The 17,527-nt window shown below is 70.6% G+C and carries 12 protein-coding genes and 1 pseudogene; 10 read left to right on the top strand and 3 right to left on the bottom strand.

Annotated elements, in window-relative coordinates; translation table 11 throughout:
* The 3 genes and pseudogenes from ACJ73U_RS06290 to ACJ73U_RS06280 form a co-directional block, all read left to right on the top strand.
* A pseudogene (locus ACJ73U_RS06290) lies at positions 1–181 on the top strand (hypothetical protein); the annotation flags it as partial.
* Positions 182–254: 73 nt separating this feature from the next.
* Positions 255–4,127 (top strand): P-loop NTPase fold protein, encoded by a 3,873-nt coding sequence (locus tag ACJ73U_RS06285; RefSeq protein ID WP_407776569.1) that lies wholly within the window; start codon positions 255–257, stop codon positions 4,125–4,127.
* A 160-nt stretch (positions 4,128–4,287) separates the two neighbouring features.
* On the top strand, positions 4,288–5,121 hold the full coding sequence (locus tag ACJ73U_RS06280; RefSeq protein WP_407776568.1) for a DUF1932 domain-containing protein: 834 nt from the start codon (positions 4,288–4,290) through the stop codon (positions 5,119–5,121).
* Between the two features lie 11 nt (positions 5,122–5,132).
* On the opposite strand, the gene ACJ73U_RS06275 is transcribed toward ACJ73U_RS06280, so the two are convergent.
* Complete coding sequence (locus ACJ73U_RS06275; protein ID WP_407776567.1) at positions 5,133–5,558, bottom strand: nuclear transport factor 2 family protein; 426 nt, start codon at positions 5,556–5,558, stop codon at positions 5,133–5,135.
* A 358-nt stretch (positions 5,559–5,916) separates the two neighbouring features.
* Here ACJ73U_RS06275 and ligA point away from each other — a divergent pair, with 358 nt between their 5' ends.
* Together ligA and ACJ73U_RS06265 are read left to right on the top strand one after the other, a co-directional pair.
* On the top strand, positions 5,917–7,905 hold the full coding sequence (gene ligA, locus ACJ73U_RS06270) for an NAD-dependent DNA ligase LigA (RefSeq protein WP_407776571.1): 1,989 nt from the start codon (positions 5,917–5,919) through the stop codon (positions 7,903–7,905).
* 80 nt (positions 7,906–7,985) lie between these two features.
* On the top strand, positions 7,986–8,801 hold the full coding sequence (locus tag ACJ73U_RS06265; RefSeq protein ID WP_407776566.1) for a hypothetical protein: 816 nt from the start codon (positions 7,986–7,988) through the stop codon (positions 8,799–8,801).
* Positions 8,802–8,829: 28 nt separating this feature from the next.
* Here the strand turns inward: ACJ73U_RS06265 and ACJ73U_RS06260 are convergent, their stop codons facing one another.
* Positions 8,830–9,402, bottom strand: coding sequence for an NADPH-dependent FMN reductase (locus ACJ73U_RS06260; RefSeq protein ID WP_407776565.1), 573 nt, complete (start codon positions 9,400–9,402; stop codon positions 8,830–8,832).
* 117 nt (positions 9,403–9,519) lie between these two features.
* On the opposite strand from ACJ73U_RS06260, the gene ACJ73U_RS06255 reads away from it, so the two are divergent.
* Entirely contained in the window at positions 9,520–9,912 is a 393-nt protein-coding gene (locus tag ACJ73U_RS06255) for a winged helix-turn-helix transcriptional regulator (RefSeq protein ID WP_407776564.1), read from the top strand.
* A 152-nt stretch (positions 9,913–10,064) separates the two neighbouring features.
* Here ACJ73U_RS06255 and pabB read toward each other — a convergent pair whose 3' ends face one another.
* Positions 10,065–12,191: an aminodeoxychorismate synthase component I gene (pabB, locus tag ACJ73U_RS06250; protein ID WP_407776563.1), complete on the bottom strand. Its 2,127-nt coding sequence runs from the start codon at positions 12,189–12,191 to the stop codon at positions 10,065–10,067.
* Positions 12,192–12,612: 421 nt separating this feature from the next.
* On the opposite strand from pabB, the gene ACJ73U_RS06245 reads away from it, so the two are divergent.
* The 4 genes from ACJ73U_RS06245 to ACJ73U_RS06230 form a co-directional block, all read left to right on the top strand.
* Positions 12,613–13,860 (top strand): MFS transporter, encoded by a 1,248-nt coding sequence (locus ACJ73U_RS06245; protein ID WP_407776562.1) that lies wholly within the window; start codon positions 12,613–12,615, stop codon positions 13,858–13,860.
* 172 nt (positions 13,861–14,032) lie between these two features.
* A complete protein-coding gene (locus ACJ73U_RS06240; protein WP_407776561.1) occupies positions 14,033–15,502 on the top strand; it encodes a family 43 glycosylhydrolase in 1,470 nt (489 codons plus the stop codon).
* A gap of 162 nt (positions 15,503–15,664) precedes the next feature.
* Positions 15,665–16,045 (top strand): hypothetical protein, encoded by a 381-nt coding sequence (locus tag ACJ73U_RS06235; RefSeq protein ID WP_407776570.1) that lies wholly within the window; start codon positions 15,665–15,667, stop codon positions 16,043–16,045.
* Positions 16,046–16,085: 40 nt separating this feature from the next.
* Positions 16,086–17,527 (top strand): FAD-dependent oxidoreductase (locus ACJ73U_RS06230; protein ID WP_407776560.1); only part of this gene is annotated, 1,442 nt, incomplete at its 3' end.

The following is a 17,527-nucleotide window of genomic DNA, read 5'->3' as shown; positions in this document are numbered from 1 at the left end:
ATATAAGCTCGGCCCCGAGGATCGGGTACGGGTCAGCGTTCATGAGTGGCGGTCGGCACGCGCCGAGCCTTATGAGTGGACGGCGCTCAAAGGCGAGTTCACCGTTAACGCCACAGGCCTGCTTTCGTTGCCGCTCAACATATCCTCCACCCTCGGTTGGCATGCCGGCACTGCCAGATGAATTCCTAGTCGACCGGCCACCGTCCACTGTTACCATGACACGCGCCGGAGTATTCGGTACACGCCGTCATACCATGCGCGAAGCTCGTCAAGGTGATATGTCTAATCGTGACCCAGGCCGGTGCAACGTCGCCGCGCCGGGCGGCGACGACGCGAGTATGGTCGGCCATGGACAAATCGCACCGACGGATATCCGCGCGCTCGTCACGACCTCCGACGGTGGTCGTTTCATCATCGGCGCCGAGGACGGGTCGATCCGGCTGCTGGCGACCGACCCGCTCAACCGGCTCCATTCCGCCCGGGCACACCCCGGCGGCGTGCTGACACTGGGCATCGTCGAACGGGAAACCGAAACCCTCGTGTTCAGCTCCGGTGAGGACTGTCGGGTGCGCCGGTGGCGGCTCGCCGACGACCGGCTGTTCGAGCCGGCGGACCTGGACGCGCTGGGCGCCGACAACCAGGGACACGCGATCGCCGCGACCGCCAGGTGGGTCGCGAGCGCGGGGCATGACGGCAAGCTTCGCGTCTACGACCACGAGGCAGGCCGGCTCGTCGTCGGCGACATGGGAATACAGGTGTTCGCGATGTCGGCCTCGCCGGACGGCCGGCTGCTCGCCATCGGCGGCACCGACGGTGGGCGCGCCGTCGCCCAGTTGTGGCGGGTGAACCAGACCCAGATCAGGCGCCAGAGCACGACGTCGCTGTACGACTGTGCCGCCATCAGAAGCGTTCTCGTCGTGGACCAGAGAAAAGTCGTTCTCGGCGGTGACGACGCGCAGTTGGTCGACTGGAACCCGAACAGCGAAATCACCATCCCGTTCGGCCGAGGTCACCGCGGTCCGGTCCACGCATTGGCACGCGTCGACGAGCGGACCATCGTGTCGGGAAGTTCCGACGGCACGGTCCTGCGCTGGAATCTGACCGGTCGCACAATGCTGGACGACACCGGACTCATCTTTCCCGGCGGTGTTTTCGCGTTGGCCGTGCCCGAGAAATCGGCCAAGCCGATGGTATTCGCCGCCGGGGGCCGCGGTGAGCTACACGTTCTCCGCGCTGGACAACCCCTGAAGCGGCCGTTCAGCGGGCATACCGCGGCGGTGCGCGCGATTTCGGTGAGCGAGTACGGCGACCTGATCGTCACCGGCAGCGCGGATCGCACCGCACGCCTGTGGAACAGTTCCGGTGGGGACGACGGCGTGCTGACGGGACATGACAGCGCCGTTTCCGCGGTCGCCACCTGGCCGGGCGACAACTCCCGGGTCATCACCGGCAGCGAGGACGGCACGATCGTCGTGTGGGACCGGTTCGGACACGTCCAGGACGGCCGGCCCATGGCACACGGTGCGCAGGTGTGGGCGCTGGCGATCAGTCCGGACGGCAAGCGGATCTTCTCCGGCGGGAACGACCGCAAGGTCAAGGTCTGGCATGCGGACAAGCGCACCGAGATCGGTACGCCGTGGACCGGTTCGAGGAAGGCGGTCTCGGCGATCGCGATCTCCGGTAACGGCGCCTACGCGGTCATCGGCGAGGACGACGGCCATGTGGTGTTCTGGGACCTCACCAGGGACAGCCCGTCCACCGGGCGGAAAGCGGTCGAGAACGGCCAGGTCCGGTCGGTCGCCATCGACTTCGAGGGAAACGTGGCCGTCGTCGGCGGGCAGGACGGCGACATCACCGTGTGGGACGTGCGCACGGGCACACGGATCGGCGCGCCCATCTCGACCAACCACCGCGACGTGCGGAAGGTCTTCCTGTCCACCGACGGCCGCACGATCATCTCCTGTGGTGTGAACGGCTCGGTCGAACGCTGGGACCGCGCGACCGGCGGACGGGTGGGACACGTGCGACCCGACTTCACCACCGGATCCGTCGAAGCCATCGCCCTCATGCCGGACGGCGAGCTGATCGTCGCCGGCGACAGCGACGGTGAGATCGGCTTGGTCCGGACCGCGCCGGAGGCGACACAGGCCTGGCCGCCCGGCCGGGAGCAGGCCGGCATCGTCACGGACCCGCCGCACCCCAACCCGACGAGCGACGAGCCGACGACCGACGACACCATCGGCAACACCGCAGACGTGCGCGCCATCGCCGAGCTCATCGCGGCCCGGCACACGTCGGCGCCGCTGTCCATCGCACTGCTGGGTGACTGGGGTTCCGGCAAGTCCAGCACTGTGCTGCAGGTGGAGAACTACGTGCACAAGCTCGCGAGGAGTGCGCGCCAGGACCGAGCGACGCCCTTCTGGACGGGCAACCTTCGTCAGATCCGCTTCAACGCCTGGCACTACAGCGACGTCGAGCTGTGGACCGGGCTGATCGAGCAGATCATCTACGGCCTGCGGCAGCCGGCGGTGGAGTCACCGGACGAGGCGGCCGCGGCATCGGCCACCGAGGACCGCGACACGGTCAGGGCGCGCCACGAGGAGCTGAGCCGCCTGGCGGACGAGGTGGACCGGGAGATCGACGACGCGGCCTCGGCCAGGACCTCCCTGCGCCACCCACTGGCCGCGCTGCGCCGCGGCCGGCACCTGTGGCGTGCGGCGGGGAAGCTCGTCGACGCCAGGTCCGTCGGCAGGCAGGCCGCGGCGAAGCTGGACGACGCGAAGCGGACCGGCAGGAGCCACACCCGCGCCCTGTGGATCATCGCTTCCGTCCTCGTGCTCGTCGTCGCGCTGGTGCCGTTCGTGTGGACGTGGCTGTCCGAGGTCTACGCCTGGCTCTCGACCGGAGTGGGGGTGGTGGGCGTCGCCGCGTGGCTGGCCGGCCTGCGCGGGTTCAGCAAGCGCACGGACAACGTGCTCCAGTACGTCACCGCACAGGCAACCGAGGTGCGGAACGAACGGGATCGGTTCGCGGCGCTGCGCGGCCGGTTGGAGCCGACGTACCGCCTGCGCCAGGTGCTCGACGAGCTCGGCACGGCCGATGCCTACGCACGTCACCGGGGCGTCGTCGGATCGGTGTACAAGGACCTGCGGACGCTCGCCGAAGCGTTGGCAGAGGCCAACAAGGCGCCCAACGCCGGAACGCCACCGGTCATCGAGCGCGTCGTGCTGTACATCGACGACCTCGACCGGTGTGCGCCGGAACGGGTCATGAAGGTCCTCGAGGCGGTGAACCTGCTGCTCTCCATGCGCATGTTCATCGTCGTGGTGGCGGTCGATCCGCGCGTGCTGTGCGACGGGCTCAAAGCCGTGCCGGGCTACGCCTTCGGCGACGACGGGCAGCGCCACCGGCACGTGCTCAGCCTGCTCGACAAGGTCTTCAACGTCGTGTACGCCATGCGTCCGCTGGGCAGCCGCAGGCCGAACTACCTCCTGAGCCTCCTGCACGACATCGACCCGGAGCCGTTGCCCGAGCAGGAGCCGTCCGAGCAGCTTCCGAACCCTCCGGCACGGCAGGCCACAGCAGACCCCGGCGCCGCCGCACCGGACGTGCTGAAGCCGTTGGCGCGGTTGTACGAGCTGCCGGACCCGCCGGCATGGGACGCGCCCAACCGGACCCTGCGCATCAGTCCCGGGGAGGTCGAACTCCTCGTCTCGCTGGCCGATCTGCTCCCCGGCCCCCGGGCGGTGAAGAAGTTCACGAACATCTACCGCCTCATCCTGGCCGACGAGTACCACCGCAGGACCCACTACCTCAGCGACGGCTACCAGGCGGCCGCGATCATGGTCGCCGGCGTGGTTCGCGATCCCGCGGGTTTCGCCGGGCTGATCGACCATCTCGGCGCCGCTCGGTGCACGCACGATGGGACGGCTCAGCACCAGGACGTCGTCGAACTCCTCGGCGCCGCGGCCGGCAGCTGCGCGGAGCTGGGCGCCGTCCTGGGTGAACGCATCGCGCGGCAGGTGCGGGAACCCGGCCCGCTGCGCTGTTCCGAGCTGTACCGGACGTGGTCGATCCGGGTCGCCAGGTACAGCTTCGAAACCTACAACAGGTTCGACCCCTGCTGACTGTCCCCAGTCCCCAGTCCGCGGGCTGTGGCCGGCGGTTGGCGTTCCCCTGCGTGCTCATGCGGCGGACACCGCCGGGAACACGGTGCAGCGTCCCCATCCGGGCCTGCCGCGTCCGCTGAGCGCGACCTCGTGGCACTCCGCCGCCTACGATGGGCCGGTGACGACAGCTGTGCTCCACCCCGGTGCCATGGGTGCGGCGATCGGTGCTCAACTCGTCGCGGCGGGGGAGCGGTGCGTGTGGGTGCCGGTCGGACGCGGGCCGGCGAGTCGTCGCCGTGCGGAGGAGGCCGGGCTCGTCGCGCTCGCCGGGTTCGAGGAGCTGACGACCTGTGAGGTGGTGCTGAGCGTCTGCCCGCCGGCGGCCGCGGTCGAGGTGGCACACCAGGTCGCCGGGACCGGCTTCGCCGGCTGCTACCTCGACGCCAACGCCATCAGTCCTCGGCACAGCGAGGACATCGCGGACGTGCTGACCGGCGGGGGCGCCACGGTCGTCGACGGTGGGATCGTCGGGCCGCCGCCGCGCCGGGCTGGCACCACGCGGCTCTACCTGTCCGGTGTGGACGAGGCGGTCTGCCGGGTGCGGGCGCTGTTCGACGGCACCGCGGTCGATGTGGTCGCCCTGTCCGGCCCGGTCGGTGCGGCGTCCGCGCTCAAGCTCGCGTTCGCCACGTACAACAAGGTCAGCAGCGTGCTCGCCGCGCAGGCACACGCGCTGGCCCGCCACCACGGCGTCGACGCCGAGCTGCGCGACCTCGCGGCGGCGGCTCTGCCCGGCACCCCACTGGCCACCCCGGAACGCCTGTCCTCGGCCGGTCAGCGCGCCTGGCGCTGGGCCCCGGAGATGCGCGAGATCGCGGAAACGTGCCGCGACGCCGGCCTACCCGCCGACCTCCTCGCCGCCGCGGAGACGTTCCTCGGCCACTGGCGCCGCTACAAGGACGACCCGGACGTCACCGTCGACCAGCTGCTCGACGCCCTGTCGCGCTCCTGAGTGGCGGGTGCTCAGAGAGCCCGTCCCATGGCCGCCGCGGCCGCCGGGATGTTGACGTAGTCGCGCAGGCGGACGATCCGCCCGTCGCGCACGGTGAGCACGACGAGGTTGGGCAACGTGAACGCGCCGGTGGTCGCACTGGTCCCGATGGCTTCCTGCTCGACGACGAGCGTGTCCGGGTCGGTCGTGTCATGCACGGCGATGGTGCGGTACCGCTCGTACTTCAGCGGGCCCGCCTGCCATCCCTCGGCTATCCAGCTCACGATCTCCTCCCGGCCCGCCAACCGCGACGGCAGACCGGGGAGGGTGAACGGGAACTCGTGAACCGCGTCGGGGGCGTACACGAGGCGCATGTCGTCGGCGGACTGGTCGACGGCGGCCTGGCGCCACCGCTCCAGAACCGCCCGCGGACCGGTTTCGTGCTCGTCGTACGGCATGTGACCCTCCCACTCCGGACCCCGTGGTGAGGCACAGTCCGGTCAGGTGGGAACGGTAGCGGATGGACAGCCGGGCCGACCGCCCTTCTCCCCAACGGACCACGCCGCGACGACGACCGGCTCTGCTCATCGTCATGCGGGGCAAGCGTTGTCCTACGAGCATCGTGGCGTGACGCGTGGTGTCGGTGCCCGCACCGAGCGGGGTGGCGGCATCGACCAGACGGGCGTGGTGTTGCGCCGGTACGCCCAGCACGTGCTCGGGTTCCTGCTGGTCCTCGTCGGGAGCCTGGTCCATAGTGGACCGGTGGTGGCGTCGTGGCCGTGGTTCGTGTCGGTGGGTGTGGGTAGCGTGCACACCGTGGACGTTCAGGAACGGATTCAGGAGCTCGCCGACCGGGTGGTGGCGCTGCGGGACGCGTACTACCGGGGTGCGCCGGTGGTGGCGGACGCCGAGTACGACGCGGTCGAGGACGAGCTGCGGGGGCTGGTGGCGGCGCACCCGGAGCTGGCGCCCGACCCGAACCCGCTCGACCAGGTGGGTGCGCCGGCGGTGTTGCACGCGCCGGTGCGGCACTCGCGGCCGATGCTGTCGCTGGAGAAGGCGACGCGGCCCGAGCAGGTGGCGGCGTTCTTCGACCGGTTCCCGGGGCAGCCGGTGGTGGTGATGCCGAAGCTGGACGGGCTGTCGCTGGCGCTGGTGTACGAGGACGGCCGGCTGGTGCGGGCGGTCACGCGCGGGGACGGCAGCACGGGCGAGGACGTCACCGTGCTGGTCCGTGCGTTGACCGACGGGATCCCGGCGCGGATCGAGGCGTCGGGGCGGGTGGAGGTGCGGGGTGAGGCGGTGATGCTGCGCTCCACGTTCGCCGCGTACAACGTCGCGCACCCGGACCGGCCGTTGATCAACCCGCGGGGTGCGGCGGCCGGCACGTTGCGGGCGAAGGACCCGGCCACGGTGGCGGAGCGGCGGTTGCGGTTCTTCGCGTTCGACCTCGACGCCGCGGACGGGGCGGCGACCGACCTGGCGGAGGGGTTGGCCGCGCTCGGGTTCACCGTCGCCGACATGCGGCACTGCGCGGACGCGGATGCCGCGCTGGCGGTGATCGGCGCGATCGAGGCGGGGCGGGGGGAGCTGGACTACGACCTGGACGGCGCCGTGCTGCGGCTGGCCAACCGGGACGCCTTCGCGGCCGCCGGTACCCGGTCGTCGTCGCCGCGGGGTGCGCTGGCGTACAAGTTCGCGGCCGAGGAGAAGACGACGGTGCTCGTCGACGTGGTGTGGGACGTCGGCAAGACGGGCAAGATCGCGCCGGTCGCGCACCTGGAGCCGGTGTTCGTGGGCGGGACCACGGTCACGCGGGCGACGCTGGCCAACCAGGAGGTGATCCGGGCCCGCGGCATCAAGATCGGCGACACGGTGTTGGTGCGCCGCGCGGGTGACGTGATCCCGTTCGTCGCCGGTGTGCTCGACGCGTCGAAGCGCACGGGGGCGGAGCGGGAGATCGTGCCGCCCAGCACCTGCCCGTCGTGCAGCCACCACCTGACCGAGCAGGGCAACAGCCGCGAGCTGTTCTGCACCAACGTCGCCTGCCCGGCCCAGGCCGTGCGCCGGTTGGTCCACTGGGCGTCGCGGGCGGCGGCGGACATCGAGGCGGTGGGTCCGGTGTGGATCGAACGGCTCGCCGAGGCCGGCATCCTCGAACACCCCTCGGACTTCTACACCCTGACCGCGGAGACGTTGCTGGAGTTCGACCGCATCGGCGAGGTGTCCGCGGCCCGCATGATCGAGTCGATCGACGCGAGCCGCGGGGTCGGGCTGCGCCGGGCGCTGATCGGGCTGGCGATCCCCCTGGCGTCCGAGGGCACGGCGACCCGGTTGTGCCGCGCGGGTTTCGGTTCCCTGGAGGAGGTGGCCGACGCCGGGGAGGAGGCACTCGTGGCCGTGGAGGACATCGGCCCGAAGGTGGCCGCGTCCCTCATCGACCACCTCACCCGCCTGCGCCCCGAACTGGCGCGGCTGCGGGAACGCGGCGTGTCCCTGGACGTCCGCGAGGAGGACCTCCCACCGGTCGTCGCCTCGGACGCCCCACTGGCCGGCAAGACCGTGGTCATCACCGGCGCGATCAACGACCCGCGCTCCGGGGAGAAGGTCCCCCGCCCCACCTTCCAACGCCTGTGCGAGAAGGCCGGCGCCACCGCCGCGTCCTCGGTCTCCGCCAACACCGACCTGCTGATCACCGGCGCCGACGTGGGCGCCGGCAAACTCACCAAGGCCGAGAAGCTGGGCGTCCAGGTCGTCGACCAGGGCGAGATCTGGCGACAACTGATCGCGGCCGGCATCGCGTGAGGCCGTCCCGGGTGTCGCGTATGCCAACTGCTGGTGAACGGAGGTACTGATCCGGCGCCCGCTTTGACAGGATGTGCCGGGTGTTGGCACTGGAGACTTTCGCGGACGCCCTGCGCGGCAACGCCGAACGGCTGCGGCAGGAGGCGGGGGCCGGCGCGTTGATCTGTGTGGCCCCCGAGCTGTCGAGCGTGTTCGTGGTCGGGACGGCGGACGGGAAGCAGACCGGCACGGTCGCGGTGGTCGAGCGGGGCCTGGTCGGTGCGGTGGAGCTACCCCGGTCGTTCCAGGTGCGGGAGGTCGCGCGGGACGGCGGCCAGTTCGTCCTGACCAGCGCCGACGGGCGGGTCGCGCGTGGCACGCCGGAGCAGTTCACGACGTGGACCAGGATCGTCGCGGAGGGGGTCAACCCGCGCTTCGACGAGCACCTGGCCGAGATCCTCGTCAACACCCACCAGATCCCGGTGCGGGACCTGGCGGGCGCCGACGACACGCCGGCGACCGACCCGGCGCTCCGCAACGTCGAGGAGATCAGCCGGGTCGGCGAGGCGATGGTGACCGTCGGGGACGAGGAGGTGTGGCTGACGTTCGAGAACGCCTGGCCGGAGAAGGTGGTCGAACTGGTGCCCCACGTCCGCGAACTGCTCGCCGCGCTGGAGACCCTCGGCCGCACCGGCGCGGAGTTCCTGTTGGCGCGGACCACGACGGCACAGGGCAGCGACGAGGACCGGGCCGAGTTCCTCGCGCGGATGCGCGCCAGCTCCCTGGTCGTGTACCTCTCCGGGGACTTCGAGCTCCACTACGAGGGCGTCAGTGGCACCTACTACCTCGACGGCTACTGGCCGTCGGTGCAGTTCCTGGCGAACGGCACCCCGGTCGACCACGCGATCGAGGCGTGAGAGGGCTCGCGGAAAGCGGTCGGGCCGGTCAGTTCACCGTCCGGAGTGGACGCAGGGCGTCGCTCACGCGGCGCAGCTCGTCGAGCATCGCCTTCGCCGCCGCCACCATGACGTCATTGGGCGCCAGCTGGTCGTCCTCGTTGATCATGCCGTGGACGAACGGGATGGACACCGCCTCGGTCACCGGCATCATCTTCAGCGTGGTGACCACCGCCTTGATCATCTGCGCGGCGCGGGTGCCGGCCGCGACCCCGCCGTAGCTGACCAGCCCGACGGGCTTGTACGTCCACTCGTGGTGCAGGTAGTCGATGGCGTTCTTCAGCGGTGCGGTGAAGCCGTAGTTGTACTCGGGCATCACGAAGATGAACGCGTCGGCCGAGTCGACCCTGGCGCTCCAGTCCAACGTGTGCTCGTGGACGTAGTCGCGCAGCCGCGGGTGGTGCGGCTCGTCCATCATCGGCAGGTTCACCTCGGCCAGGTCCACCAGGTCGATCTCCTCGAACCCGGCGTGCTCCCGCGCCGCCGACTCGATCCACTCGGCCACCTTCGGGCCGATCCGGCCGGGGCGGGTGCTGGCGACGATGATTGCTAGCTTGGCCAACGGACTGCCTCCACTGTCTACTTCGGTCGAGACCATGCCGAGCTCAACCAGACTTAGCGACTAAATATTCCTTAGTAACCGAGGAACAGTGAGTCGAGGACCGGCGTTGAGCGAGACATGAATCACGTCCACACGGTCTGCGTCCGGTTCCACACGGCGATCGAGCTGCTCGGCGCCCGCTGGTCGGGGGCGATCCTGCGGGTGATGTTCACCGGCGCGCACCGGTACGCCGACATCAGGGCGGCCGTCCCCGGCATCAGCGACGTGATGCTGACCCGCCGGTTACGCGAGCTGGAGGAGGCGGGCCTGCTGCGCCGCGAGGTCCTGGCGACGTCGCCGGTGCAGGTGGAGTACCACCTCACCCAGATGGGCGAGGAGACCGAGCCGGTGCTGAACGCGGTCATCGACTGGTCGCACCGCTGGCTCCCGCTGCCTCCCGGCACCGCCGACGACGAGGAGAGCCACCCCCGCGAGCCCGGAGGGACTCCCCGGCGCTCGGCGCGGGCCTGACCCACATCGCCGACCAGCCGGTGGTCGTCCAGTCCTGGTCCAGGGCGGGTCCTGGTGGTCGTGCCGGCCCGTCCTCGGGAGGCGGGAAGCGGTCGTTCAGGGAGTGCACGTGCCGCAGGACCCCGATCAACACCGGCGCCGTCCGGTGGCGCTCAGAGCGGGCGTCCGGTGGTCTGCGGTGCCAGCGATGGGAGTGCTCGCAGCGTGGCGCCGGCCTTGAGCAACATCTCGTCGAGCTCGCCCTGTGGGCTGGAGTCGAGGACGATCGCACCGCCGGCGCCGATGCTCACCTCGTCCCCGAAACGCACGGCGGTGCGGATCACGATGCTGAGGTCGGCCGTGCCGGTCAGCCCGAGGAATCCCAACGCACCCGAGTAGATCCCGCGCGCCTCGGTCTCCAGCCCGTCGATGATCTCCATGGTGCGCAGTTTCGGCGCGCCGGTCATCGACCCGCCCGGGAAGCAGTGGCGTACGCAGTCCAGGGCGCTGACCTCCCGGCGCAGGACCCCTCGCACGGTGGACACCAGCTGGTGCACCGTGGCGTAGGACTCGACCGCCATGAAGCGCGGGACCCCGACGCTCCCGATCTCGCAGACACGGCCGAGATCGTTGCGCAGCAGGTCGACGATCATCAGGTTCTCGGCCCGTGTCTTGGCGCTGCTCGCGAGCTCCGCGGCCAGCTGTGCGTCGAGGGCGGGGTCGCTGCCGCGTGGCGCCGTGCCCTTGATGGGCTTGGTCTCCACCACGCGGTCCGCGTCGATCCTGAGGAACCGCTCCGGAGAGGAGCTGAGGACCGTGACCTCACCCAGCCGCAGCAGTGCGGCGTACGGCGCCGGGTTGGCCGCGCGCAGCCGGCGGTAGAAAGCCAGGTCGTCGCCGGCGAAGGGGATCCTGACCTTGTTCGTCAGGCAGATCTCGTAGCTCTCCCCGGCGACGAGCCGGCGCCGGCACTCCTCGATGTCCCGCACGTACCCGGCGGTGTCCCGCACCAGCGACAGGCTCGGGTCGACGGTGTCGTCGGCCTGCCCGGCCACGGCGTCCAGCTCGGCCGGGTCGTCGATCCGGCCGAGCAGCGAGACCAGGGCGGCGGCGGTGCGGTCGGTCCACTCCCGCGCGGAGTTCCTGGTCTCCGCGTCACCGCGGTGCACCGCGACGACGTAGGTCAGGTCCTCCTCGTGGTCGAACGCGATCAGGCGGTCGGCGAACATCCAGGCGGCGTCGGGTGTCTCGGCGCGGTGCCGGCGACCGGCGCCGAGGTCACCCTTCAGCTCGTAGCCGAAGTAGCCGACGTAGCCGCCGGTGAAGTCGAACGGCAGCCCTGGGTCGGCCATCCGGCGTTCGGCGAGCCGGCGGTCCAGGACGTCGAAGATGCCGCCGTTCTCCGCGTGCACACCCGCCGCGCTCCGCACCAGCACGGCGTCGTCGCCGAGCCGGTAGGTGAGGACCTCGCTGAGCGGTCCCGAGGTGTCGCCGAGGAACGAGAACCGGGACAGCCCCGGCTCGACCCGGCTGCTGTCGAGCCAGAAGGCGTACCGCGACAGCCCGAACAGCTCCGTGTACACCGCCTCGGTGTTCACCGCGCCCGGCACGGTGAGCACGAGGAGTTGGTAGGGGCCGCGGTCCGTGGGACCGGCACCGGCGGAGCGCTGCGCCCGGCCAAGGACCTCGCTGCGGACCTCGCCACGGACCTTGCTCCCGGTGGCCTCGGCGGTGAGCCTCGTGAAGTTCGCGATGATCTCCCGGCCGTACTCCGAGGCGATGGACTCGGGGTGGAACTGCACTCCCCACTGGGGACGCGTGCGGTGGCGGAGCGCCATGACGACGCCGTCCTCGGCCCACGCCGTGGCCTCGATCTCCTCGGGTAATGGCTCCTCGACGCACAACGAGTGGTACCGCACGGCGGTGAAGTCCTGCGGAACACCGCTGAACAGCTCACGGCCGTCGTGCCGGACCCTGGTGAGATGACCGTGCCGCGCCCGTGGCGCACGGTCGACCGCCGCGCCCGCGGCGTAGGCCATCGCCTGGTGGCCGAGGCACACGCCGAGCACCGGCAGTTCGGTCCTGGCCAGAATGTCCACGGCACAACCGAGATCACGCGGGGTCCCCGGGTGGCCGGGGCCGGGTGAGATCACGATGTTGTCGAACTCCGCCAGATCCAGCGTGGGCAACAGCGGGTCGTCGTTGCGCAGGACGACCGGCGTGCATCCGTTCACCTCGGCGATGAGTTGGAAGAGGTTGTACGTGTACGAGTCGTAGTTGTCGATGATCAGGCTGCGCATCGGCCTACTTCCAGGACGGACCGTCGGACTCCGGCATCGGCACCGTCGCCCGCCGGGTGTCAGCGTCCCAGGCGGCGCGGTGGTGTTCGCGCGGGCCGTCAGCTCCTCGGTCATGTCGACGCCGTGCGCCCCATCCGCGAGGAGATCCGGCGCCGCGTGCGAGGACTGCTGGGGCACTGGGCACGCCAGCGGCAGGCGCCCGGATCGCCGGTACCCCAGTACGAACGCGGCCCGGTCGCAGGTCTGGACACCAGACACCCTGTTCGCAGAACGAAACATCACCGCCGGCCGTGGTTCGCCATTGACGGCGGGTGTGTGTCGTGTGGGATGCTGATGCGGCTGGAGGTGCGGCATGACTGCGATGACGCAAGGCGAATCGGCCGTCCCGACAGCGCGTCGGCGTGCTGTCGCGGCGAGCACGGTGGGCACATCCATCGAGTGGTACGACTTCTTCCTGTACGGCACGGCGGCGGCGCTGGTCTTCCCCCACGTGTTCTTCCCGAACAGTGAGCCGTTCGTCGGCGTGCTCGCGTCGTTCACCACGCAGTTCGTGGGGTTCGCGGCGCGGCCGATCGGCGCGGCCATCTTCGGTCACTTCGGTGACCGGATCGGGCGCAAGGCAACGCTGATCGCGACCCTGCTGCTCATGGGCATCGCGACGTTCCTGATCGGCTGTCTCCCCGGCTACGACAGCATCGGTGTGTTCGCGCCGATCCTGTTGGTGGTGCTGAGGATCGCGCAGGGCATCGGCGTGGGCGGCGAGTGGGGTGGCTCGGTGCTGCTGTCCATGGAATGGGGCCGGCGCGAGCGGCGGGGCCTGATGGCCAGCATGCCGCAGCTGGGCGTCCCCATCGGACTGTTGCTGTCCACGGGCGTCTTCAAGCTGCTGACCGCGATCGCCGGCGACGACTTCGACTCCTGGGGCTGGCGGGTGCCGTTCCTGCTGAGCGTCGTGCTCGTGGGAATCGGGCTGTACGTGCGGTTGCGGGTGCTGGAGTCCCCGGAGTTCGCCGCCATCCGGCGCGCCGACGCCGTGGTCACCCTGCCGGTCTGGGAGGCGGTTCGCCGTTACCCCAGGCAGATCCTCACCGCCGCGTTCGTGCGCATGTCCGAGCAGGCGCCGTTCTACCTGTTCATCACGTTCGTGCTCACCTATGGCACGGAACAGGTCGGGGTGAGCCGGGACAGCCTGCTCACCTACACGATGGTCGCCGCGGGTGTCGGGCTGTTCAGCGTCCCCTTCTTCGGCTGGCTGTCCGACCGCGTCGGCCGCCGCCTCGTGTACGGCGCCGGCATCATCGCGACCGCCGCGTTCGCGTTCCCCTACTTCGGCCTGCTCAACACCGGAACCGCGGGCCTGATCCTGCTCGGCATCGTGGTCTCCCTCATCGTCCACGACACACAGTACGGGCCCCAGGCCGCGCTCATCGCGGAGACCTTCGACGGCCCCGTCCGCTACTCCGGCGCCGGCATCGGCTACCACCTCGCGTCGGTCGTGGCCGGCGGCCCCGCCCCGCTCATCGCGACCGCGATCCTGCAGCACACCGGCTCGAGCACCTGGATCAGCCTCTACATCATCGGCTGCGCGGTCGTGTCGATGATCGCGCTCCTTGCCATGCCGCGCCCGGTGGCGCCGACCGACCGCGAGCTTTCCGCGGTCGAGGGCTGAATTCGTTCAGTGGCTTGACTTTCTCCGTGGTCTGGACATCGCTCGCCACCCCGTGGTGAGATCGGGAGAGCGCGCTTACAACGATGTAACGCAGGTCCGGTCGTGTTCGCCCCCGCAGTGCGTCTGCAGATTGGACGAGACGTTGAGGACACACAGGCGTGTTGTCGCGGCAGTGTTGACCGGCCTGCTGGCCGGCGTCGTCACGGCCCCACCGGCCGGAGCCGCGCCCGGGTATCGGGTGCCCGACTACTCGACCGCCGAGGCGGGCAATCCCTTCGTGGACGGTTGGTACGCCGATCCCGACGTCGCGATCTACGGCAACCAGTACTGGGTGTTCCCCACCTCGTCGCGGCCGTACGAGGAGCAGACCTACCTGGACGCGTTCTCGTCGCCGGACCTGGTCAACTGGACGAAGCACCCGAACGTGCTCACGGTCGCCAACGTGTCGTGGGCGCACAAGGCCGTCTGGGCACCGGCGCCGATAGCCCGCAACGGCAAGTACTACCTGTACTTCGCCGCGAACGACATCCAGAGCAACGCCGAGCTGGGCGGCATCGGCGTGGCGGTCGCAGACCGGCCGGAGGGCCCGTACGTCGACGCGATCGGCAGGCCGCTCATCGGCCAGTTCGTCAACGGCGCGCAGCCCATCGACCAGGACGTGTTCATCGACTCCGACGGCCGCGCGTACATGTACTACGGCGGTTGGGGCCACGCGAACGTCGTGCGCCTCGGCGACGACATGGTCAGCCTCGGCACCTTCGACGACGGCACCACCTACAGGGAGATCACGCCGCAGAACTACGTCGAGGGCCCGCAGATGTTCAAGCGGGGCAACAAGTACTACCTCATGTGGTCCGAGGGCGGCTGGACGGGCCCGAACTACGCGGTGTCCTACGCGATGTCGGACTCGCCCACCGGGCCGTTCACCAGGATCGACCGCGTGCTGAGCCAGGACGCCGCCGTGGCAAGGGGATCCGGCCACAACTCGGTGCTGAACATCCCCGGCACCGACATCTGGTACATCTTCTACCACCGGCGCCCGCTCAACCTGACCGACGCCAACCAGCGGCAGGTCAGCTACGACCGCATGTACTTCAACCCCGACGGCACCATCAAACCGGTGACCATGCTGGTGAAGGACAACTTCGACGACCGCAACGCCATAGGCTGGAAGACCTACGGCGGTTCCTGGTCCGCGTCCACCGGCCGCTACACGACGACGTCCTCACTCGGCGGCAAAGCGCTGCTGGAAACCAACTTCGGCGACCTCACCGCCGACGCGTCCATCACCCTCAACGCCGGCAACGGCGATGCCGGCGTCGTGTTCCGGGTGACCCAGCCGGCCACCGGAGTGGACAGCTACCGCGGCTACTACGCCGGGATCAGCGCGGCGGGCCGAGTCCTGCTGGGCAAGGCCGACAACGGGTGGACCCCACTGGCCTCGGCCCCGACGGCCATCCAGCCCGGCCGCGCCTACCACCTCCGGGTGTCAGCGCTCGGCTCGGCACTGCGCGTCTACCTCGACGACATGACCACCCCGAAACTCGCGGTGACCGACGCCAGCTATGCCAGCGGCGCCAACGGTGTCCGCGTCTTCAACGTCGCCGCCGGCTTCGACGATCTCGCCATCGCCCACCCCTGACGGAGAGCCCGTTCACACGGGTCGCCGGTCGCTCGGCGAGCTCGTCGCGGCCTGTGTGACACTCGCCGTCGTCGGCGTCGATGACCGGTGTGGGTCGGACGGAGGTGGTGTGCCGTGGCGGGCACGACCGTGGTCGCGGGGGTCGTCTTCACGTGGCTGGGGATGGTGCTGGGGATCTCCTTCCTGGAGGCGCCGTTGAAGTTCCGGGCGCCGGACGTGACGCTGCGGATCGGGTTGGGGATCGGGCGGATCGTGTTCCGGGCGCTGAACTGGGTCGAGGTGGCGCTGGCCCTGGTGCTCGCCGTGGCGGTGGTGGTCGGGGGTGGGGTGCCCGGGTCCGCGGTGGTGCCGGCGGGCGTCGCTGTCGGGGTGTTGGTGGTGCAGCTGGTCGGGATCCGGCCGGTGCTCAACCGGCGGTCGGACCGGGTGTTGGCGGGGGAGACGGCGCCGCGGTCGCGGGCGCACCTCGGTTACGTGGCCACCGAGGTGGTGAAGGTCGTCGCGCTGGTCGTCGCGGGGGTGGCGGCGCTGTCCGCCCTCTGAGCCGGTGTGAGAACCGCCCGCCGCGGGTATGCGCAGTCGTATGAGGACGACGACCGACCGGCAGTCGTTGTGGCTGGCCGAGCCCGGGACGACCTACCCGGCGCTGGACGGGGACGTGACGGCGGACGTCGCGGTGGTCGGGGCCGGCATCACCGGGCTGACCACGGCGCTGCTCCTGAAGCGGGCCGGGCTCCGGGTGGCGGTGGTCGAGGCCGACCGGGTCGCCACCGGCGCCAGCGGCAACAACACCGCGAAGGTGAGCGCGCTGCAGGCGACCGTCTACTCGGAACTGACCGCGCGGCACGGGGCCGCCACCGCCGCGGGGTATGCCGAGGCGAGCCTCGCCGGCGTCGAGACCCTGGCCGGCATCGTCGAGCAGGAGGGCATCGACTGCGACCTGCGGCGGCGGCCGGCGGTCACCTACGCGATCGACGAGTCCGAGCGGTCGAGCGTGGCCGACGAGTTCGACGCGGCCACCCGCGCGGGGCTCGACGTCGTCCAGGGCGGCGCGGACCTGCCGTTCCCGGTGTACGGGGTGGTGCGGCTCGACGGCCAGCTGTCCGTGCACCCCGTGCGCTACGTGCGTGGGCTCGCCGCCGCCGTGGACGGTGGTGGCAGCCGGATCTTCGAGCGGAGCCGGGTGCAGCGCTTCCAGTCCGGACGGGTGGTCACGGACAGCGGCACGGTGCACGCCGGACGGGTGGTCATAGCCACGCACGCGCCGCTGCTGGACCGGGGTGCGTACTTCGCCAGACTGGAAGCGGTGCGCTCCTACTGCGTCGCGGCGCGGCTGCGCTCCGGCACCCCGCCGGAGACGCTCGCGATCAGCGCGGGCGACCCGGCGTGGTCGATCGCGTCGGCCGGTGACCTGCTGATCGTCAGCGGGCAGGGGCACCCCACCGGCCAGCGCGGCGTGGACGCACAGCGCTACCTGGCGCTGGAGGCGTTCGCCCGCGAGCACTGGGACGTCGCCGCGATCGTGCACCGCTGGTCGGCGCAGGACCTGTACTCCTACGACGCCCTGCCGATGATCGGCCCGTACCTGCCGGGGTCGCGGAACCTGTACGTGGCCACCGGCTACCGCAAGTGGGGACTGGCCACCGCCACCGTCGCGGCCCTCGTGCTGACCGGCCTGGCCACCGGCGAGCCCAGCCCGTGGGAGCGGCTGTTCTCCCCGCACCGGCTGAGCCTGCGCTCGACACCCCACCTGGCCCAGCTCAACGCCAAGGTCGCGGCGGACTTCATCGGTGACCGGCTGCGCCCGGCCGAGGTCACCGACCCGACGGCCGTCCCCCGCGGGGAGGCCCGAGTCCTACGCGACGGCCTGGACCAGACCGGCGTCTACCGCGACGAGCAGGGCGTCCTGCACGCCGTGTCGCTCCGCTGCACCCACCTCGGCTGCCTACTCCGCTTCAACGGCGCCGAAACCAGCTGGGACTGCCCCTGCCACGGCTCCCGATTCGACGTCGACGGCAGCGTCCT

Origin of the sequence: Actinophytocola sp., from assembly GCF_045807065.1 — a bacterium.
Taxonomy (GTDB): Bacteria; Actinomycetota; Actinomycetes; order Mycobacteriales; family Pseudonocardiaceae; genus Actinophytocola.
The sequence above is the reverse complement of the archived record's forward strand: the minus strand, read 5'-3'. Positions and strand labels throughout refer to the sequence as shown.

Bases quoted from the DNA above. Each gene is read 5' to 3' on its own strand.
- ACJ73U_RS06285 (WP_407776569.1), top strand. From the start codon at position 255: ATGCGCGAAGCTCGTCAAGGTGATATGTCTAATCGTGACCCAGGCCGG.
- ACJ73U_RS06255 (WP_407776564.1), top strand. From the start codon at position 9,520: ATGAATCACGTCCACACGGTCTGCGTCCGGTTCCACACGGCGATCGAG.
- ACJ73U_RS06275 (WP_407776567.1), bottom strand. From the start codon at position 5,558: ATGCCGTACGACGAGCACGAAACCGGTCCGCGGGCGGTTCTGGAGCGG.
- ACJ73U_RS06235 (WP_407776570.1), top strand. From the start codon at position 15,665: ATGGTGCTGGGGATCTCCTTCCTGGAGGCGCCGTTGAAGTTCCGGGCG.
- pabB (WP_407776563.1), bottom strand. From the start codon at position 12,191: ATGCGCAGCCTGATCATCGACAACTACGACTCGTACACGTACAACCTC.